Raw genomic sequence first — 17,013 nt, 5'->3', positions numbered from 1 at the left:
CCCTAGCCGGCGGTATCAAGCCAGATCGTAACCGGCCCGGCGTTGGTCAGGCTGACATCCATATCCGCGCCAAAGGAGCCTTCGGCCGTGGGGATGCCGAGGGCTTTGATCGCGCCGATGAAGTGTTGGTAAAGTTGGCGGCCCTCTTCGGGCGGTGCGGCGGTCGAAAAGCCGGGGCGGTTGCCTCGCGCGGTATCGGCCGCCAGCGTGAACTGGCTGACGATCAGGGCACTGCCGCCCGTGTCTTTCAGCGACAGGTTCATCTTGTCGGCATCATCCTTGAAAACCCGCAGCTTGGTGATCTTGGCGGCCAGTTGGTCGGCCTGTGCCTCTGTGTCGCCCTGCATGGCGCAGATCAGGATCAGCAAGCCGGGGCCGATCTCGCCAATGGTTTCGCCATCAACCTTGACGGCGGCACTATGGACGCGCTGTAACAGTGCCCTCATAGTTCGTGCTTCCACGGTGGGTTTGCGCCGGGGCGCGAGACGGTTACAGCGGCGGCGCGATTGCCCAGCGAAAGGGCAGCATCCAGCGTGCTGTCGGACAGGGCGGTGATTGCAGCTTTGGAAAGGGCGCCGGCACCGTGCAGTGCGGCAAGCGCGCCTGCGTTAAAGGTATCCCCCGCCCCGACGGTATCGGCGACCTTAGCCGGATTGGCGGCAACAAAACGGTTCTGCGTGGCGGTGATCGCGCGCGCGCCTGCGGCCCCTTCGGTCAGAAACACCAGCTTGGCCCCGCGCGCCAACAGATTTTGCGCAAGGGCTTGCGGATCGCCCGCCCCTTCAAGCCAATGCAGATCCTCATCGCTGATCTTTACAATATCGGCGCGGGCAAGCATCGTGTTGATGCGGTCGCGGTAGGCGGCTTGATCGGTGATAAAGCTGGGCCGGATGTTGGGATCGATCATGGTGATACGGTCGGCGGCACGTTGTTGAAGCAGGGAAAAACTGCTGGCCGCAGGGTCATTCACCAAAGAAATACCGCCAAAGAACAACGCCTTGATGTCATCTGGCAGGGTTGGCAAATCCTCGGGGGCCAGCATCCGCCCCGCCGTATTTTCATCATAAAAGGCATAGGTAGCTTGACCGTTTTTCAGCGTGACAAAGGCCAAAGTGGTCGGCCGGTCTGAAAGTGGCGCGAGCGTGATATCAACATTCGATGCGGCCAGCGCGCGGGTCAAAATCTGTCCGAAAAGATCCGTGGACAGGCCCGAAAAATATCCGGTGCTTACGCCCAAACGCCCCAAGGCGATGGCCGTATTGAACACCGCCCCTCCCGCGTGGGGGGCAAAACCCGCCTCTCCCGCTTGGGTTTCCCGAGGGAGCATGTCGATCAAGGCTTCGCCGCAACATAAGATCATGGTCAGGCTCCTAACGGCGCTTAGGTGAAATAAGGTGCAAGGTTTGCGCGGACCCGGTCCAGTGGCGTTGCGTCGGATGTATCGGGGACAAACTGCTGGCCGGTGATCGCTTCATAGGCATCGATATAGGTCTGGGCGGTCGCCGCGATCTTATCCGCTGGGATCTCGGGGATCTCGTCGTGATAGGGGTCACAGCGGTCGGCAACCCATGCGCGGATGACGTCCTTGTCAAAAGAGGGCGGGCGACTGCCGCTTTCCAGCGCCTGCGCGTAGCCATCCGCCAGCCAATAGCGCGAACTGTCGGGCGTATGGATTTCATCGGCAAGAATGATGTTGCCCTCGGCATCGGTGCCGAATTCGTATTTCGTATCCACCAAAATCAACCCGCGCTTGGCCGACACTTCCTGCCCTCGGGCAAAAAGCGCAAGAGAGATCGCGGAGATTTGCTCCCATTGCGCGGCGGTCAACAGCCCCTGAGAGACAATTTCATCTGCTGTCATCGGCTCGTCATGGCCGCCGTCAAACGCCTTAGAGGTGGGGGTGATGATCGGCGTCGGCAATGCCTGATTGTCGCGCAACCCATCGGGCAGGTTATGCCCGTACATCTGCCGCGCACCCTTTTTATAAAGCGTCAGGATAGAGGTGCCGGTGGTTCCCGCAAGATATCCGCGCACAACAATCTCAACCGGCAAAATAGTCAGCCGCTTGCCGATCACCACATTCGGGTCGGGATATTCGAGAACATGGTTGGGGCAAATGTCGGCCGTGTGATCGAACCAGTACCGCGCGGTCTGGGTCAGAACCTGTCCCTTGTACGGGATCGCCGCAAGAATACGGTCAAAGGCCGAAATCCGGTCCGAGGAAATCAGGATCCGGCGATCGTCGGGCAGATCATAGCAATCCCTGACCTTGCCGAAATAGGGATTCGGAAGTTCGGGAATACGGGCATCGTTGAGGATGCGGGTCAGGTCGATCATCGGGGCCTCCTGTTGATCTGCGTTCTATCGGGCGGGATTGCACCAAAGTCAATCTTTGCACGGGTTTTTGACTGATTTAGCCTGTCGCTTGCGGTCATCCATGGCAATCCGTGCGCAGGGGGGCTCAATGCCCCACAAGCGCGGTTTTTGCTATTGTTGGCCGAAATAGGCAAAGGCGCCCAGCAACAGGGCGCCAGCCAGCACGGCAAATGTGATCTTCCAGACCGAATAGGGGCGCTCTCCCTGCACTTTGCCAGTTTGTCCGTTCACCACAAAACGATAGGTCTTGCCATTATATTTATAGGCCGCCATCCAGATCGGCAGCAGGATATGCTTGAAAGTCTCGGCGCTATGGTTGGTCTCCACCGCACTTATGCGTTGTTCATCGCCGCCAATATCACGCGCCACATCCCGTGTGATCACCTGCGCCATGATCTCTTTTGCCTGACCATTGCCATCCGAAAGGCTGATCGTATATCCCTCGGCCATAAATCCCGCCAGATAATCGGCGCGGTAGGGCTCTAGCGCGCCCAGATCCCATGGCTCCAACCCTCGGGTATAGTTGCGCGGCAGGCTTTGCGCCGCCATCACAAGGACATCGTCAAAGGCGCGGGCCACACGGCCTGACACGGACCGCCAGCGGGTTTTGCGGACCTGTTCGCGCCGCTGTTGTCGCTTGCCATCCACCACGACGGTGACAGTGCGGGTCTCATAATAATAGGTGCCGCGCTGACCGGAATAACGCGACTGCGTCGCCGCATCAAAGGTCCAATAGGGCACATAAAGCCCCGAGAGCGTGCGCCCTTTGCGCGCGTATTCCACCAGCCCGCCCGGCGCGAACCAAAGGCTGCCGAGCCATTTGCCCATCGCATCACGTGCCGTACGTTCGTCCAGTTGAAACGGGATCAGGGCTTGGGGTTTTATCTGACGGTTTGTGCCGGTGCCGATAACCAGCGGGGTTGCACAAAATGGACATGCGGTGGCATGTTTTGCCCCTTCGAACTCAACCAATGCACCACAATTCGTACATCGGGTGGTCTGCGGCTCTTCCATCGCGGTTTGTGGCAGGTCGTTGCGCAGCCCCTGCGCCAGCGGATGTTCCACCAAGGCTGCGTGTCGGTCATGCACCGCAGCTGCGGGGATATCTTGCACGTTACCGCAATGGTCGCAGCGCATTTGGGTCTGACCGGGGGCAAAGCGCAGCTCTGCCCCGCAGCTGTCACAGGGCCAGCGCCGGTCGTGCTCTGCGCTCACCTTACGCTCCGGGTGGTGGTGGCGGGGCGACGGTGAACAGCTGTGCTAGTTCTGAAATCTCACCAGCTGCAGTCCAGCCATCCTGACCCGCGGTCCAGACAAGCGTGTCACGGGCAAAGCTGCCTTCGGTAATCATCCGGCCAAGGTGACTGCGTGAGAATGGTCCCGCGGTCGTGCCGTTCTTGGCGGTGTGCCACAGCTTTTCGGGTGCAGGGGGTGGCGGCGGGGGCGGCATTTGTGCGGGTTGCGCTTGGGCTGGCACAGCGCCCCAAGGCCCCATGCTTTGCGCCATGCCCATCCCGATACCGGCGCCCATGCCCGCACCCATCGCAGCACCTGCTGCCGAGCCGGGTTGTGACATGCTCTCGGCGGCGTTGAATTTCATATAGCGGTCCAGATCCCCGACGACGCCCATCGAGGTGCGCTTGTCCATCGCGGCCTCCACCGCCTCGGGCAAAGAGATGTTTTCGATATAAAGCTCTGGCAGGGACAGGCCGTATTCCGCGATTTGCGGGTTGATCGCGGTGGCAACCAGCTTGCCCAGATCGGCGGTATTGGCGGCCATATCCAGCACCGGGATCTGGCTTGCGGCCAGCGCGCGGCTCATCTCTTGCAAGATCACGTTGCGGATCTGATAGCTGATCTCATCGGCGGTGAATTCGCCGTCCGTGCCGACAATCTCGGTCATGAAGCGGGCCGGATCGGTGACGCGCATCGAATAGGTGCCGAATGCGCGGATGCGCACGGGGCCGAATTCCGGATCGCGGGTCATGATCGGGTTTTTAGTGCCCCATTTCAGATCGTTGAAACGGGTGGTGTTGATGAAGTAAATCTCGGATTTGAAGGGCGATTGGAACCCGTGATCCCAGTTCTGGAGCGAGGTCATCACCGGCATGTTGTTGGTTTCCAACATATAAAGGCCGGGACCAAAGACATCGGCCAATTGGCCCTCATGGATGAACACGGCGGCCTGACCTTCGCGGACTGTCAGTTTCGCGCCGTATTTAATCTCGTTTCCGTGGCGCTCGAATCGCCAGACCATGGTGTCGCGGGTGTCATCCGTCCATGCGATGACGTCAATAAATTGGCCTTTGAGAAAGTCGAATACCATCTGTGGCTCCTTAACTGTCGCCGCCGACAAGGGATTCGGCGAGTTGGTCGATAATGGGGCGGGCCTCTGCCAGCGTCATGCCGGGCGTAAGGCGTTTGTCATAGAGCATTTGCAGCATCATCTCATCCATCGGGGTCAGCAGGGCAAATTCCTGATCGTCGTTGAAGATGGAGGGACGCGCCTGCGGGCTGTCATTGGGCAGGCCAAGACCTTGGCTGATTTCCTCATGCAAACAAGACAGGTGCAAAAGGTCGGGATGCTCGGCGCGGACGACGGCAAAGGCGCGTTCGATCAAGCTGGTGCTGTCATCGATCGAGGTGGTGACCTGACAATAGGTCGATTCCGGCATGTTGATGATTGAGTCCAGCTCTGCTTCGCCGATGCTGGGATCGGTACGGCGTACTGTCGGGCCAATGGACTTGATTTCATCCGTGTTCAGGATGTGCAGGTGAAAGTTCACGCCGCTGTCTGCCAGCTGAATGGAATGGCCCGTCAGCCGTGTCAGCCGTGCCAGAAAAGAGCGGACCCGCGCCCGTTCAATCGCGCGCTGCTTTTGCGGAACGGCCTCGCCAAAGTTCAACCCCACGCGCACAGGCTTTTGCCAGCGGCGTAGACGTTTTTCGGTGCTGCGTGCGACCAGCCTGCCGGAAGAGCTGTCGAACTCATCGAAAAATGCGATACGGGCAAAGTTATTTGCCAGCATACGTGCCGAAAAAGGGGCATCCTTGGCGCCGGTGTCCGTGCGCATCAACCCTTGGGACAGAAGTTCGGCCTGCACACCGGCGTAATAGCTACGCAGGGCCTTGCTGGCGGGAGAGGGGGATGCCTCTTCGGGCGGCAAAACCCTTGCGGGGGGCGGCTGCGTGGCACGATCCTGGGGGCCAGAGGAGGTTACGCAGCCCGTCAAAAACCCGGCAGAGGCGATCATAATGATCGCCCCTTTCAAAGTATTTGCGGGCGGGATCAGGGAAAAAGGCGCGCGGGCCATCCTGTTTGGTATCCTTTATTTCCGGCCGGGTGTGCTGGTGCCAACTGTATCGCCCAAACCGTCCTTGCGCCCCTTGGCCGCGGCCAAGGTGTCGCGTAGCTCATGCTCCATCTTCACCAGCTCCTCCTCGGCGGCGGCGCGTTTGGCCTTGCCCTCATCCGCGATGGTGAGGCTCTCGTTGATTGTGGCGATCAACGTCGCATTGGCCGATTTCACTGCTTCGATATCAAACACGCCACGCTCCATTTCTGTGCGCACTATACGGTTGGTTTGTTGCAGATTTTCGGCGTTTGAGGTCAGTAGCTCATTTGTTAGATCATTTGCGGCGCGGATGCTTTGCGCAGCCTCACGGGATCGCTGGATGGTGACCGCCTGCGCCAGCTGGGTTTCCCACAGCGGCACGGTATTGACGAGGGTGGAGTTGATCTTGGTCACGAGGCTTTTGTCATTTTCCTGAACCAGACGGATCGAGGGCAGCGACTGCATCGTGACCTGCCGCGTCAGCTTGAGGTCATGGACGCGACGTTCCAGATCATCGCGGGCCGAACGCAGATCGCGCAACTCTTGCGCTTTCATCACCTGTTTTTCTTCCGGTGCAGCTTTGACCTCGGCCTCTTTTGCCGGAATATCCTTGGCGTCCAGCTCTTTGATCTTGGCCTCACCCGCCGCAATATAAAGCGCCAGCTCATCATAGAATGTCAGCGTTTTGTCATAAAGCACGTCAAGCGATTTGATATCCTTAAGCAGCGTATGCTCATGGCCCAAAAGGGTTTCGGTGATGTCGTCGATCTGGCCCTGAACCCCTTCGAATTTCGCAACGAAATTGGCAAAGGGCGCGGCGCGACCCAGCAGTTTTTCCCACCATGTCCGATCACGGCGCACGTCAAGCTCGGACACGGAGAATCCGCGAATGGTGCCGACCATCTTGCGCAGACTGTCACCCGCTGGCCCCACGTCCTTGTTTTTGACGTCGGCCAACATTGCTTGGGAAATCACCTGCAGTTCTGCCTGCGCAGAGGAGCCGAAAGAGATGATGGATTGGGTGTTGTCGATATTAATCTCGGCCATCCGTCGCTGGATTTCCGCGGCATGTGCTGGGGCGGCTGCCTCTAGTGTGACCACCTCGCGGCCCGGCTCGGGCAAGATCACGGCGGTGACTTGTTCAACTTCTGCCAAAGCGGCAGCGGCTTTTTGCTGGGTCGATTGGGCCATCAGTACTCTCACTATTCAATGCGCGGACGCAGATTAACGGTTCTCAAAGGCCAGACGTTCCCGCAGGACTTCGATTTCGACATTCAGATCGCTGTGATTGTCGGACAAAAGGGCAGTGGTGCGGCTGGCGAAATTGGTTTCCAGATCGTTCAGCAGCGATTCATATTCGGCGCGGATGTTCGGGTCGCGGTTGCGGCTATAGAGATCAACAAATTTGACCGTCGCATCGCGCGCGCCTTGCAGGTAGACGCCAAGGTATTTTCGGGCCGCCGTCAGGTCGCGCGGGTCGCTTTCGACGGTGCGAAACAACTGCCGCGCAATATCGCAGAAGCGATCGACGCGGCGTTCAAGCTGATGGTCGCGGGCACGGGTGATGGCAGCTTTCATCGCCGTCAGATGGCCCTCGCCGGTGTCGATCGCCTTTGTCACGCGGTCGGTCTGGAAGCTGTCGACGCCCGCGATGCCTTTGTCGGCCATCGGGTCAAAGCCGAAAGCGCCGATATGCAAAAACGCCCCCAGCGTGGCAATAACCGTCGCGATGACAGAGGATTGCCCCGCCATCAACATGCCGACACCAAGCCCGCCACCGATCAACAGCGCACCGATTGCCTTGCGCGGCAGCGCAGGCCTGCGCGCAACGCCGCGTGCGTCATAAGCCTCTTGCGCGAAAAGCCCTTCGCGCGTCATCCATGCCCCGCCAATCATCATGGCAAAGGCGATAAGCCCGTAGATCAACGCGGTCGGCTCCCCCTGAAACGCATTCCAGGCAAAGGGCAGTGGCAAGATAAACAGCAGGTTGGCTTTTAATCCGGCCTTGCTGCGCCGCTTGCCCTCAAAGGGGTTTGGTGCGCGGGCAGTTTTATTTTGATCGCCGTTCGGGCTGTATTTCCCACCAAAGCGTTGCCCCATCAAACCACCTCCATCGTTGCGACATAAAGCGTCAGCGCCGCAAGCAGGCAAAAGGACAGGGTCTGCAAGCCAAAAAGCGGGCTGGATTGGGCAGGCGCGGCGATGGTTTGAGGGGCGGATTTTGCCCCCTGTACCTTGGCCACGACAAATATGATCAGCGCGAAGGGTATCAAAACCATGATCACCCTGAGCAACATTACAATCATCGGTCAGCCTCCGGCTTGGACAGTTTTGCAGGGGCCTGTGGTCGAAAACTCCTGCTATGGTTGACTATAAGCGCGCAATGCCTCGCTTGCCAGTGCGCATCGCGGGGAAATTTTCGATTTTCGGGGCCTTAGGCGCGGCGCGGGCGGGGTTGTGCCGGTTTTCCTGCACGCTTTGGGCCGGGTTTGCCCGTCGGGGGCTTGGCGGCGGGGGCCGGCTTGGCGATACGCGGGCCATTGGGGCGGGGTTTTGGGGCCACGGCATCCTCAGGGGTTTCGCGCTGGCCAAGCTGGTCGCGCAGAACGCGGCCCTTCACCTCGGTCACCATGCCCGGTGTCATATCAGCAAGGCGGAACGGGCCATAGCTGATACGGATCAGGCGGTTAACGGTCAGGTTGATCGCGGACATGGTGCGCCGGATTTCGCGGTTTTTGCCTTCACGCAGGCCCACCGTCAGCCAGGCATTTGCACCCTGAATACGGTCAAGGATCACGATCATCGGCTGGAATTTTTCTCCGTCGATGGTGATGCCGCGGCGCAACGGGTCCAGATCGGGCTCGGTTGGGTTGCCTTTCACGCGGACCCGGTACTTGCGCAGCCACCCGGTTGAGGGCAGCTCCAGCTTGCGCTTGAGGCCGCCGTCATTGGTCAGCAGCAACAACCCTTCGGAGTTGAGGTCAAGCCGGCCAACCGACATCACGCGGGGCAGATCCTCGGGCAGGTGGTCAAAGATCGTGTCACGGCCCTTTTCATCGCTGTTAGAGGTCACCAGCCCGTCGGGTTTGTAATAAAGCCACAGCCGTGCGGGTTCGGGCTGGCCAATCGGTTGGCCGTCCACGGTGATGCGATCACGGTCGGTTACGTTCAGCGCGGGGCTATCGATGACCTTGCCGTTCACCGCAACCTGCCCGATGGCGATCATGCGCTCGGCCTCACGGCGAGAGGCGACACCTGCGCGCGACAGAACCTTGGCGATACGGTCGCCTGCGGGGGTGGGATTTGGGGGTGTGGTCATGGGCTGGCCTTTTCTGGCGACGTCATCGCGACGTGGCAAAGCGCCGGAGATCAATTATCCCCGAACCCTCAGGATATTTCGTTTGGCTTTTAGGAGCAAGGGGGGATTGAGTTTTTCTGTCAAGGCAGGCAAGGCTGTGGCATGACCGGATTCACCTCATATATGGATATCGCGCTGGAAGAGGCGCGCGCGGCGGGCCTGCGCGGCGAGGTGCCTGTGGGGGCCGTTCTGGTTGGCCCGCACGGCGTGGTGGCGCGTGCCGGCAACCGTGTCCGAGAGCTGCACGATCCGACCGCACATGCCGAGATGCTGGTGATCCGCGCGGCTTGTAAGGTTTTGCAAAACGAGCGGTTGGGGGGCTATGATCTTTACGTCACGCTGGAACCTTGCCCGATGTGTGCCGCCGCGATTGCAGGGGCGCGGGTGGCGCGGCTTTACTATGGCGCCTCTGACCCGAAATCCGGCGGGGTAGAGGTGGGCGCGCGTGTGTTTTCGCACGCCCAATGCCATCATGTGCCCGAGGTCTATGACGGTATCGCGGCCGAGGATTCCACCGCGATGCTGCGGGATTTTTTCGCCAAACGGCGCGATGGATGAACCCTAGAGCGTGATGGTTTGCATCACTTCGGGTTCGATCACCTTCACATCCGGCAGGGCATCGATCAGCACTTGCGCCGATTGGGCCAGCAGCGGGAAGGTGCGATAGTGACAAGGGATTATGGTTTTAAAATTGAAGTACCGTTTGGCCGCATAGGCTGCGCGGGCCACATCCATCGTATAATGCCCGCCTGCACAAAGGATGCCGATATCGGGGGCGTGTAGGTCGCCCATCCACTCCATATCGGCCATGATGTCGGTGTCGCCGGAAACATAGATCGTGTGGCCTTCGCCCGCGATCATAAAGCCGGCCTCTGATCCGGCGGGGGTGGGCAGCCCGTCTTTGTAATCGATCGAGGAGGAATGGCAGGCGTTGACCATCGTCACCTTGGCACCGTTGAGATCAATGGTGCCGCCCTTGCCAAAGCCAAGCGTCGTGGCGCCGTCCTCGGCGAGGATCTGGGACAGCTCATGGATACAGGCAACCGTGGCGCCGGTCTCTTTGGAAATCGCTGCGGCATCGCCGGCATGATCGCCATGGCCATGGGTCAGCAGGATATGGGTTGCACCTGTGATGGCCTTGGCGCGCTGCTCGGCGGGAAAGACCGGATTTCCGCTGAGGAACGGATCGATCAATATAACCGCGTTTTCGATTGCCAGACGAAAGCCGGAATGGCCAAGCCAAGTGAGTTGCATGTGACGCTCCTGTACCGTTTTGCGCCAGTTTGGCGAGGAGTGGGGGCAGGGTCAATGGGCGTGCTGGCGCTTCGGGTGCAACATGTTATAGCGGGTGAAACAGATGGAATGGATATGGCGATGGATGAAGACAGTGTATTGGCGCGGTTGACCCCTTCACTGCCCCGTCGGGTGGCCGGTGTTGTGACGCAGGGGGCATTCGGGGCGTTGTTGATCGGCGTTGCCATGGATATTTCGCGGGATCAGATGGTGTTGCGGATCGCGGTATTGGCCGCCGGAGTGTTGTTGATTTACGGCGCTTACCGGATGTGGGCTGCCACGCGGATTGGCCTCATCCTGACGCAAACGGCGCTGCGCGATAGCAACGGGCGCTTGTTGGCCGAGGTGGCGAATATCCGCGAGGTGTCACGCGGGGCGTTCGCCTTTAAGCCCACGCATGGGTTTTCGCTGATCCTGACCAAGGGCATGGGGGGCGCTTGGGCGCCCGGCCTTTGGTGGCGGGTCGGGTCGCGGCTGGGTGTGGGTGGTGTCACCCCTGCGCAACCCGGGCGCTATATGGCCGAGGCCATCACCGATCTGGTCGCCAGACGCGGGCTGTGATCAGCAGTCCTCGGCCTCATGGCAAAGCTTTGGTAAAAAGCGTGGCCGTGTGACGATAAACTGGTCAATCGCTTCCGGAGCCAGACCAAAGGCCATCGGGGCGGTATAGGGGACATGCGTTTCCACCAGCACGGCGGCATCACCATCGGCCAGGGTCGGCAAATTTGCGGTCAGGGTAAGCAAATCGGCATCGGTCAACTGTGGCATCGCCCCGTTGGGGGAGCGGGAAAAGATTATCGTATAGGCATTGTCGAGGTCACTCCACCGATAGGAGGTGACACGGATCTGCCCCGCATCACCGGCGTCCAGCATATAGTTCATGGTGTTGCGCATACCGGCAATATAGGCGTCGTTCACCGGCCCCTGGCTGCGGGAGATCAGATCCGAAATCGTATAGGATGCCTTTTGTACCGTATTGATGCTGCGGTAGGCATCCCAGTAACTGAACAACCCGGCATAGGCCCAAGCGAGCATGGGTACGACCATCACGGCCTCGACGATGACTGAGCCTTCTTCATTCTGCGTGAACCGGCGAAGCGCTTTGGTTATTAATGACATCTCGGTATTCCTTACGGTTCGTTCACAAAGGCCGACATAGCAACAAGCCCGTATCCACCCTGACCGTCCTTGGGCAGCTTGAGCCCGATGCCGGTGGTCGGGAAGACCGCATCCTGAACCACGCAGACGCGCACCAGCATGATCTCATGCGCGGCCCCGGGGTCGAAGGTCAACGCGGGCTGCACGTTATCCTCGCGGTCGACACAGCCCATGTTGTTGCCCGGCATGTTCCATGCTGTGGTGCTGATCGGCATCATCTCGATCGAGATGGCTTGTTTGCAGTCGTTCATAATGACGGTGCGGCTGCAAATCTCGTCTTTCAACAGGTCAGCGTCGGGGTTTGGGTATTGGCCCAGACGCAGGTTGCGCATGACCATATCCACCGATTGCTCCAACATGATGAAACGGGTCATCAATACGCCCGATTCCATCGAGGCCATGAAAACGGCGAGGATCACGGGAATGGCCAGAACAAATTCCAGCGAGGCAACACCGTCCTCGGCCCGGATGGTGTGCAAGATGCGTTTGCGAAGCCGCCGCAGGATGGCGGGGGTGATTTGGCGTATCATTGCGTCAACCTCAATTGGCTGATGTTATTGGCAATCGCGCGGAATGCGCTGGTGATCTCTAGCCCGCTGGCGTCGAAATAGTGGCTGTCCGTGGTGGCGCAGGCCCGCAGTTGGTTGCGGCCGTTTGTCGGCGCTTCAAAGCCGATCCCGTAAACCACAATCCCGTCTGCCTTGGCGGCGCTGCAAATCTGCTGCAACCGGCTGTTTTTGGTAGAGCTGACCCAATCCATAAACGCGTTTTGCCAGCTGCTGGAGCTGTGGCCCAGGGCATTCGCGTAAAAGTACTGGGCAACATAGCGTACCGAGTATTCTTCCCACACCTCGGGCCATTCCAGTTGGCGGGAATCGGAGTTTCCGCCATCGCGATAGGTGTTCCACCCGCCGGTACGTGGCCACCACCAGTCATAGCTGCCGGAACGGTTGAAATAGACCGAAACCCTGCCGTTTTCGTCATTCCGCCAGATGTTGGACAAGCCGGAGTTGTAGGGATCGTCGATCTTGTACTCGGTGGTGTTTTGGCCATCCGTCATCACGACCAGAACTTTTAAGGTCTGGATGCTGCCTGCATCCAGCGGGCGATTGTTGAACACGGCCTCGACCTCACCGGCGGTAACTAGGTCGGACACAACCGAGTTCGCGTTATGGTTCAGCAAAAGCGCGCCCCATTTAACGCCAACATCAATCGACGTGTTGCCATCGGCGTATAGGCTGTCGATGGAGTTGTGTAGTTCTGTCGTGCTTTGGCTAAGGGCAACAACCTCATTCCCGCTTTGCGGAGGGCAGTTGTACAGCAGGCTAGAGGCCCCTGACCGCGTGTAATAGGGGTCGAAATGGGCATTGTGCCGGAACTTCGTCGTGGTCGACAGATCGATGGAACTAAAGACAGAATCCGGTAGTTCGATACAGGAAGAGCTATCGTGGTTCGCGTCTACGTTGAAGGAATTCATCATCGGGCGGCCAATGTTGACCTGCGCGTTATAAGGGATGATGGAGATGGACACGCGGCCCGGACTGGAACTGCCAAGGACCGCCGTCACGAATTCCCGCGCGGCGGGGCGCAGGTTATCGATGCGCGATCCCCGCATGGAGCCGGAGATATCCAGCACCAGTGACACTTCGATGTTGGAGATACGCTGCTCGGCGCCAGAGGCGGCGGCAGGTGTCAGGCTGTTGATGCCGATCATTTGCATGAAGAACGGTTTCAGCGTTGATTTTGCCGAGGCCGTCACCGTCCGGTAGTTCAGGCCGGTCTCGGCTTTGACATCATGCAGGTATTCGGAAAGGCCGGCCTTGTCGAAATAGTCGTTTACCACGGCTTCGGGGTCGAGTTGCTGGTTAATTGCAGCGGCCGCCAGAACCGACCGGTCCAGCGTTTGCTGCAATTCCGTCCGGCGTTGTTCGTACCGCATCAGGTCAACAGCAAGGCCGCCCAGCATCGTCATCAGGACAAACAACACAATGCCGAATATAAGCAACGCGCCATCTTCGCGCCGTTTAAAGCTACGCAAACGGCCCCTCATCCCGTGAAGGCTGAAAGGATAACCCTGTGATGTGGTCGCTGGCAGCCTCAGCTCAAATACGCTTTTCATGATGAAATTCCTTGATACGCCTACGCCCGAAGGATGTTAATTCCGGACGCAGATACAGCTTTTCCCAGCCCTAATTGGCGCGTGACGTGGGGCAAAAATGTGGCGTTTTCGGTTGAAAATATCGACAAATCGATACGTATGGAAACTGTCGGGGTTGTGGCGCGGCATTGTCGATCAGGGCGTGACAACGCAGATTTTTGGCGCGGCTGAAAATTTGCCCTATGGTTAATGCAGCCGCCGAAATGACAGCCCGTAGAATCAGCAGTTCCGCCCGTTACGGGGGCCTCCGCTCTTCGCCGCGTTTTGGCGTTTCTGTGCTGGAAATTTAGGCAATCTTCGCTAGACTTACCTTGGAAGGCGCCCGTTTTTTGCGCAACGGGCGATCAAAGGAGGATCATATGCAAAATTCTGGCGAGCCGAGCTTTCGCGACTCAGTTGATTTGATGTTCAACCGCGCGACCGCGCTGATGGACCTGAGCCCCGGTCTGGAACAAAAGATCAAGGTTTGTAACTCCACCTATACCGTGCGTTTTGGGGTGCGGTTGCGTGGCAAGATCGAGACCTTTACCGGCTACCGCTCGGTTCATTCCGAACATATGGAGCCGGTGAAAGGCGGTATCCGTTATGCGCTTTCGGTTAACCAAAACGAGGTAGAGGCGCTTGCCGCCTTGATGACCTATAAATGCGCGCTGGTAGAGACGCCGTTTGGCGGCTCCAAGGGTGGGCTTTGCATTGATCCCCGCGCGTGGGAGCCGCACGAGCTGGAATCCATCACCCGCCGTTTCGCCTATGAGCTGATCAAACGTGACCTTATCAATCCGGCGCAAAACGTCCCCGCGCCCGACATGGGCACCGGAGAGCGTGAGATGGCATGGATTGCCGATCAATACGCGCGGATGCATACCGCCGACATCAACGCCAAGGCCTGTGTCACCGGCAAGCCACCGCATGCGGGCGGTATTCAGGGCCGGGTCGAGGCAACGGGGCGCGGCGTGCAATACGCGCTGCAAGAATTCTTCCGCCATCCGGAAGATAAGGCGCTGGCGGGGCTCTCGGGTGATCTGGACGGCAAGAAGGTTATCGTTCAGGGCTTGGGCAACGTTGGCTATCACGCCGCCAAATTCCTGTCCGAGGAGGACGGGGCCAAGATTGTCGCGGTGATCGAATGGGACGGTGCCATCGTTAACGATGACGGCATCGATATTGAAGATCTGCGCCAGTGGATCGTCAAGCACGGCTCTGTCAAAGGTTATGCGCAAGGCACCTATGTTGAAGAGGGTGCCGTGGTGCTGGAAAAGGAGTGTGACGTTCTGATTCCGGCGGCGCTGGAAGGGGTCATCAACCTGAGCAATGCCGCGCGGATCAAGGCCAAGCTGATCATCGAGGCTGCGAATGGCCCGATCACTTTTGGGGCAGATGAGGTGTTGCGCAAAAAGGGTGTGGTGATCATTCCCGATATGTATGCCAATGCGGGCGGTGTCACGGTCTCTTATTTTGAATGGGTCAAGAACCTGAGCCATATCCGTTTTGGCCGGATGCAGCGTCGTGCCGAAGAGGCGCGCCATGTCTTGCTGGTGAACGAGCTGGAGAGGCTATCAAGCGATAAGGGCCTGGGCTGGACCATGTCACCGGGTTTCAAGAGCAAGTACCTCAAGGGTGCCGGAGAGTTGGAACTGGTGCGCTCCGGTCTCGATGATACGATGCGGACGGCCTATCAGGCGATGCGTGAGGTGTGGCACGGGCGCAATGATGTCGAGGATCTGCGCGTTGCAGCTTATATTGTCTCCATCAGTCGGGTAGCGGCGACCTATCAATCCAAAGGGCTGTAATCTGGCCACAGGGTCCGGCACTTCCGGTCCCTGTGGCGCAACATATGCGTGTTGGTTCAGGCGGGCGTAAAGGTCATTGCCAAACCGTTGAGGCAATGACGCTTGCCTGTCGGCTGTGGGCCGTCATCAAAGATGTGGCCAAGATGCCCGCCACAGCGGCGGCAATGTACCTCGGTGCGGCGGCTGAACAGGCTGTTATCCTCTTTCGTGCCAACAGCCCCTTCGATGGCGGCGTAAAAGCTGGGCCATCCGGTGCCGCTGTCATATTTCGTGGCCGATGCATAAACGGGCAAGTCACACCCTGCGCAATGATAATTGCCTTCGCGCGCCTCTTTCAAAAGCGGTGAGGTTTCGCCTTTTAGGGTGTTGGAGAATGCGCGTTCTGTCGCTTCCTCCCGCAGCACCGCATATTGGGCAGGGGATAGTCTGGCCTTCCACTCTGCGGGCGTGAAGGTGATCTCGAATTCAGCTGCCCAGGCTGGCAAGGCGCAAAGCCCGGCGGCGGCAAGCGTGGTGGTCAATAGACTGCGGCGTGAAAGCATGGTGTACTCCTTATACTCCTACCGAATATAGGACAGAACTGGTGCAAAGGTCGCATCACATCAAGGCACAAGCCTGTGACCGTCGTATTCTGCGTTAGGCCCATGGCGGGGCCGCCAGAATGAAGTGGGTAACGGTCGCATCAAGGGCGTAATATCCCCAATGAAGCGCGTAAGCCCAGCGAAACCCGTGGCGGGCATGCAGGTAGAGATAGGGTAGCAACGCCCCGAAAAGGGTGGCTGAGAGGGTGAAACGGAAAACATATGTCGGCGTAAACCCGTCAAAGGCCAGCAGTAGATGGAAACCGCCAAAAGCCATTGCCATCCCGATTGTGATGGGCAGCAAACGATAGCCCGACCTTGCCGCAGTTAGAATAATCCCTGCCGCCAATGTTTGTTGAAACAGGATGTCGGCCGATTTTGGCAGGTAATACCAAGCGGAGGCGAACATGAATTCGGGCGGATCAAAGGGCGCGCGCAGGATGGATACTTTTGGCAGCAAGGGTAAACCATAGACCACAAAGAGTGCAAAGCCTGCCAAAACGGGCAGCAACATCACCCCTTCGCGGGCCAGCGTGCTTTGGTTCAGGCTGGTGGTGATCAGGGTGCGGAACAGCCAAAGCGTAAGTGCGGCCCAGCCAAGATAGTAGGCGGCGAATAGCACGGGTGCATTGTCATAACCGCTTTCCAGGCCCAATGTGGCGACTATCTGGTAATACCCCTGACTTGAAGCCAACCAGAGAATGGTCACGATCACAATAGCTCCCGGCATTTGCCCGCGCCCTTGGATATTGGTTTGCGCGGTCGAAGATAGGGAAGGGTTTCCAGTCATTGCAATCGTCTCCGGCCGTTTGGCGCCTCATACGCTGCCGGGATTGTTAGCAGCCTCTTTTTCTACGGAGGTGCGGCCGGTTTCTGTCGTCAGAAATGGTGGAATTAATGTGCAGACCAAGCTTTTCTGTACAGGCAGTCGTTGTGCTGGTTCAACTTTAGGGCGTGGGTGATT

At 58.7% G+C, this 17,013-nt stretch carries 19 protein-coding genes; 3 read left to right on the top strand and 16 right to left on the bottom strand.

What is annotated here, in order from left to right; genetic code table 11:
* Nucleotides 1-2: 2 nt before the first annotated feature.
* The 10 genes from dtd to EOK75_RS16960 all read right to left on the bottom strand — a co-directional run bounded on the left by dtd (nt 3) and on the right by EOK75_RS16960 (nt 9,030).
* Entirely contained in the window at nt 3-446 is a 444-nt protein-coding gene (gene dtd, locus EOK75_RS17005) for a D-aminoacyl-tRNA deacylase (protein WP_137195208.1), read from the bottom strand.
* On the bottom strand, nt 443-1,360 hold the full coding sequence (locus tag EOK75_RS17000) for a carbohydrate kinase family protein (RefSeq protein ID WP_137195207.1): 918 nt from the start codon (nt 1,358-1,360) through the stop codon (nt 443-445). Before EOK75_RS17000 ends, dtd begins: the two co-directional genes overlap by 4 nt.
* Before the next feature lie 20 nt (nt 1,361-1,380).
* A complete protein-coding gene (locus tag EOK75_RS16995) occupies nt 1,381-2,337 on the bottom strand; it encodes a phosphoribosylaminoimidazolesuccinocarboxamide synthase (protein WP_137195206.1) in 957 nt (318 codons plus the stop codon).
* Between the two features lie 150 nt (nt 2,338-2,487).
* Nucleotides 2,488-3,591, bottom strand: coding sequence for a TFIIB-type zinc ribbon-containing protein (locus EOK75_RS16990; RefSeq protein WP_137195205.1), 1,104 nt, complete (start codon nt 3,589-3,591; stop codon nt 2,488-2,490).
* A 1-nt stretch (nt 3,592) separates the two neighbouring features.
* Complete coding sequence (locus tag EOK75_RS16985; RefSeq protein ID WP_137195204.1) at nt 3,593-4,702, bottom strand: SPFH domain-containing protein; 1,110 nt, start codon at nt 4,700-4,702, stop codon at nt 3,593-3,595.
* 10 nt (nt 4,703-4,712) lie between these two features.
* Nucleotides 4,713-5,690: a DUF2927 domain-containing protein gene (locus tag EOK75_RS16980; RefSeq protein ID WP_137195203.1), complete on the bottom strand. Its 978-nt coding sequence runs from the start codon at nt 5,688-5,690 to the stop codon at nt 4,713-4,715.
* A 15-nt stretch (nt 5,691-5,705) separates the two neighbouring features.
* Nucleotides 5,706-6,902, bottom strand: coding sequence for a toxic anion resistance protein (locus EOK75_RS16975; RefSeq protein WP_137195202.1), 1,197 nt, complete (start codon nt 6,900-6,902; stop codon nt 5,706-5,708).
* 33 nt (nt 6,903-6,935) lie between these two features.
* The gene (locus tag EOK75_RS16970) at nt 6,936-7,811 is read right to left on the bottom strand and encodes a 5-bromo-4-chloroindolyl phosphate hydrolysis family protein (RefSeq protein ID WP_137195201.1); all 876 of its coding nucleotides are present in this window, start codon (nt 7,809-7,811) and stop codon (nt 6,936-6,938) included.
* Nucleotides 7,811-8,017 carry a hypothetical protein gene (locus tag EOK75_RS16965; RefSeq protein ID WP_137195200.1) on the bottom strand — a complete coding sequence of 69 codons (207 nt, stop codon included), beginning with the start codon at nt 8,015-8,017 and terminating at the stop codon, nt 7,811-7,813. The genes EOK75_RS16970 and EOK75_RS16965 overlap by 1 nt, the downstream gene beginning before the upstream one ends.
* A gap of 128 nt (nt 8,018-8,145) precedes the next feature.
* Nucleotides 8,146-9,030 carry a pseudouridine synthase gene (locus tag EOK75_RS16960; protein WP_137195199.1) on the bottom strand — a complete coding sequence of 295 codons (885 nt, stop codon included), beginning with the start codon at nt 9,028-9,030 and terminating at the stop codon, nt 8,146-8,148.
* Nucleotides 9,031-9,171: 141 nt separating this feature from the next.
* On the opposite strand from EOK75_RS16960, the gene EOK75_RS16955 reads away from it, so the two are divergent.
* Nucleotides 9,172-9,627 carry a nucleoside deaminase gene (locus tag EOK75_RS16955; protein ID WP_137195198.1) on the top strand — a complete coding sequence of 152 codons (456 nt, stop codon included), beginning with the start codon at nt 9,172-9,174 and terminating at the stop codon, nt 9,625-9,627.
* Nucleotides 9,628-9,630: 3 nt separating this feature from the next.
* On the opposite strand, the gene EOK75_RS16950 is transcribed toward EOK75_RS16955, so the two are convergent.
* Nucleotides 9,631-10,323 (bottom strand): metal-dependent hydrolase, encoded by a 693-nt coding sequence (locus EOK75_RS16950; protein ID WP_137195197.1) that lies wholly within the window; start codon nt 10,321-10,323, stop codon nt 9,631-9,633.
* A 75-nt stretch (nt 10,324-10,398) separates the two neighbouring features.
* On the opposite strand from EOK75_RS16950, the gene EOK75_RS16945 reads away from it, so the two are divergent.
* Nucleotides 10,399-10,923, top strand: coding sequence for a hypothetical protein (locus EOK75_RS16945; protein WP_205965508.1), 525 nt, complete (start codon nt 10,399-10,401; stop codon nt 10,921-10,923).
* On the opposite strand, the gene EOK75_RS16940 is transcribed toward EOK75_RS16945, so the two are convergent.
* Genes EOK75_RS16940 through EOK75_RS16930 form a run of 3 tightly spaced genes read right to left on the bottom strand, consistent with a single transcriptional unit; the run spans nt 10,924 to nt 13,639 of the window.
* Nucleotides 10,924-11,481 (bottom strand): TadE/TadG family type IV pilus assembly protein, encoded by a 558-nt coding sequence (locus EOK75_RS16940; protein WP_137195195.1) that lies wholly within the window; start codon nt 11,479-11,481, stop codon nt 10,924-10,926. It abuts the gene before it with no gap.
* Nucleotides 11,482-11,492: 11 nt separating this feature from the next.
* On the bottom strand, nt 11,493-12,050 hold the full coding sequence (locus EOK75_RS16935) for a TadE/TadG family type IV pilus assembly protein (RefSeq protein ID WP_240794077.1): 558 nt from the start codon (nt 12,048-12,050) through the stop codon (nt 11,493-11,495).
* Entirely contained in the window at nt 12,047-13,639 is a 1,593-nt protein-coding gene (locus tag EOK75_RS16930; protein WP_137195194.1) for a VWA domain-containing protein, read from the bottom strand. Before EOK75_RS16930 ends, EOK75_RS16935 begins: the two co-directional genes overlap by 4 nt.
* 398 nt (nt 13,640-14,037) lie before the next feature.
* On the opposite strand from EOK75_RS16930, the gene EOK75_RS16925 reads away from it, so the two are divergent.
* Nucleotides 14,038-15,468: a Glu/Leu/Phe/Val family dehydrogenase gene (locus EOK75_RS16925; protein WP_137195193.1), complete on the top strand. Its 1,431-nt coding sequence runs from the start codon at nt 14,038-14,040 to the stop codon at nt 15,466-15,468.
* A 56-nt stretch (nt 15,469-15,524) separates the two neighbouring features.
* Here EOK75_RS16925 and msrB read toward each other — a convergent pair whose 3' ends face one another.
* Complete coding sequence (gene msrB / locus EOK75_RS16920; RefSeq protein WP_137195192.1) at nt 15,525-16,010, bottom strand: peptide-methionine (R)-S-oxide reductase MsrB; 486 nt, start codon at nt 16,008-16,010, stop codon at nt 15,525-15,527.
* Nucleotides 16,011-16,104: 94 nt separating this feature from the next.
* The gene (locus EOK75_RS16915) at nt 16,105-16,839 is read right to left on the bottom strand and encodes a hypothetical protein (protein ID WP_137195191.1); all 735 of its coding nucleotides are present in this window, start codon (nt 16,837-16,839) and stop codon (nt 16,105-16,107) included.
* Between the last annotated feature and the right edge of the window lie 174 nt (nt 16,840-17,013).

This window comes from Pseudorhodobacter turbinis (genome assembly GCF_005234135.1).
In the GTDB taxonomy this organism is placed as follows: domain Bacteria; phylum Pseudomonadota; class Alphaproteobacteria; order Rhodobacterales; family Rhodobacteraceae; genus Pseudorhodobacter; species Pseudorhodobacter turbinis.
Note: the sequence above shows the minus strand (reverse complement) of the source record. Positions and strands in the feature narration are given on the sequence as shown.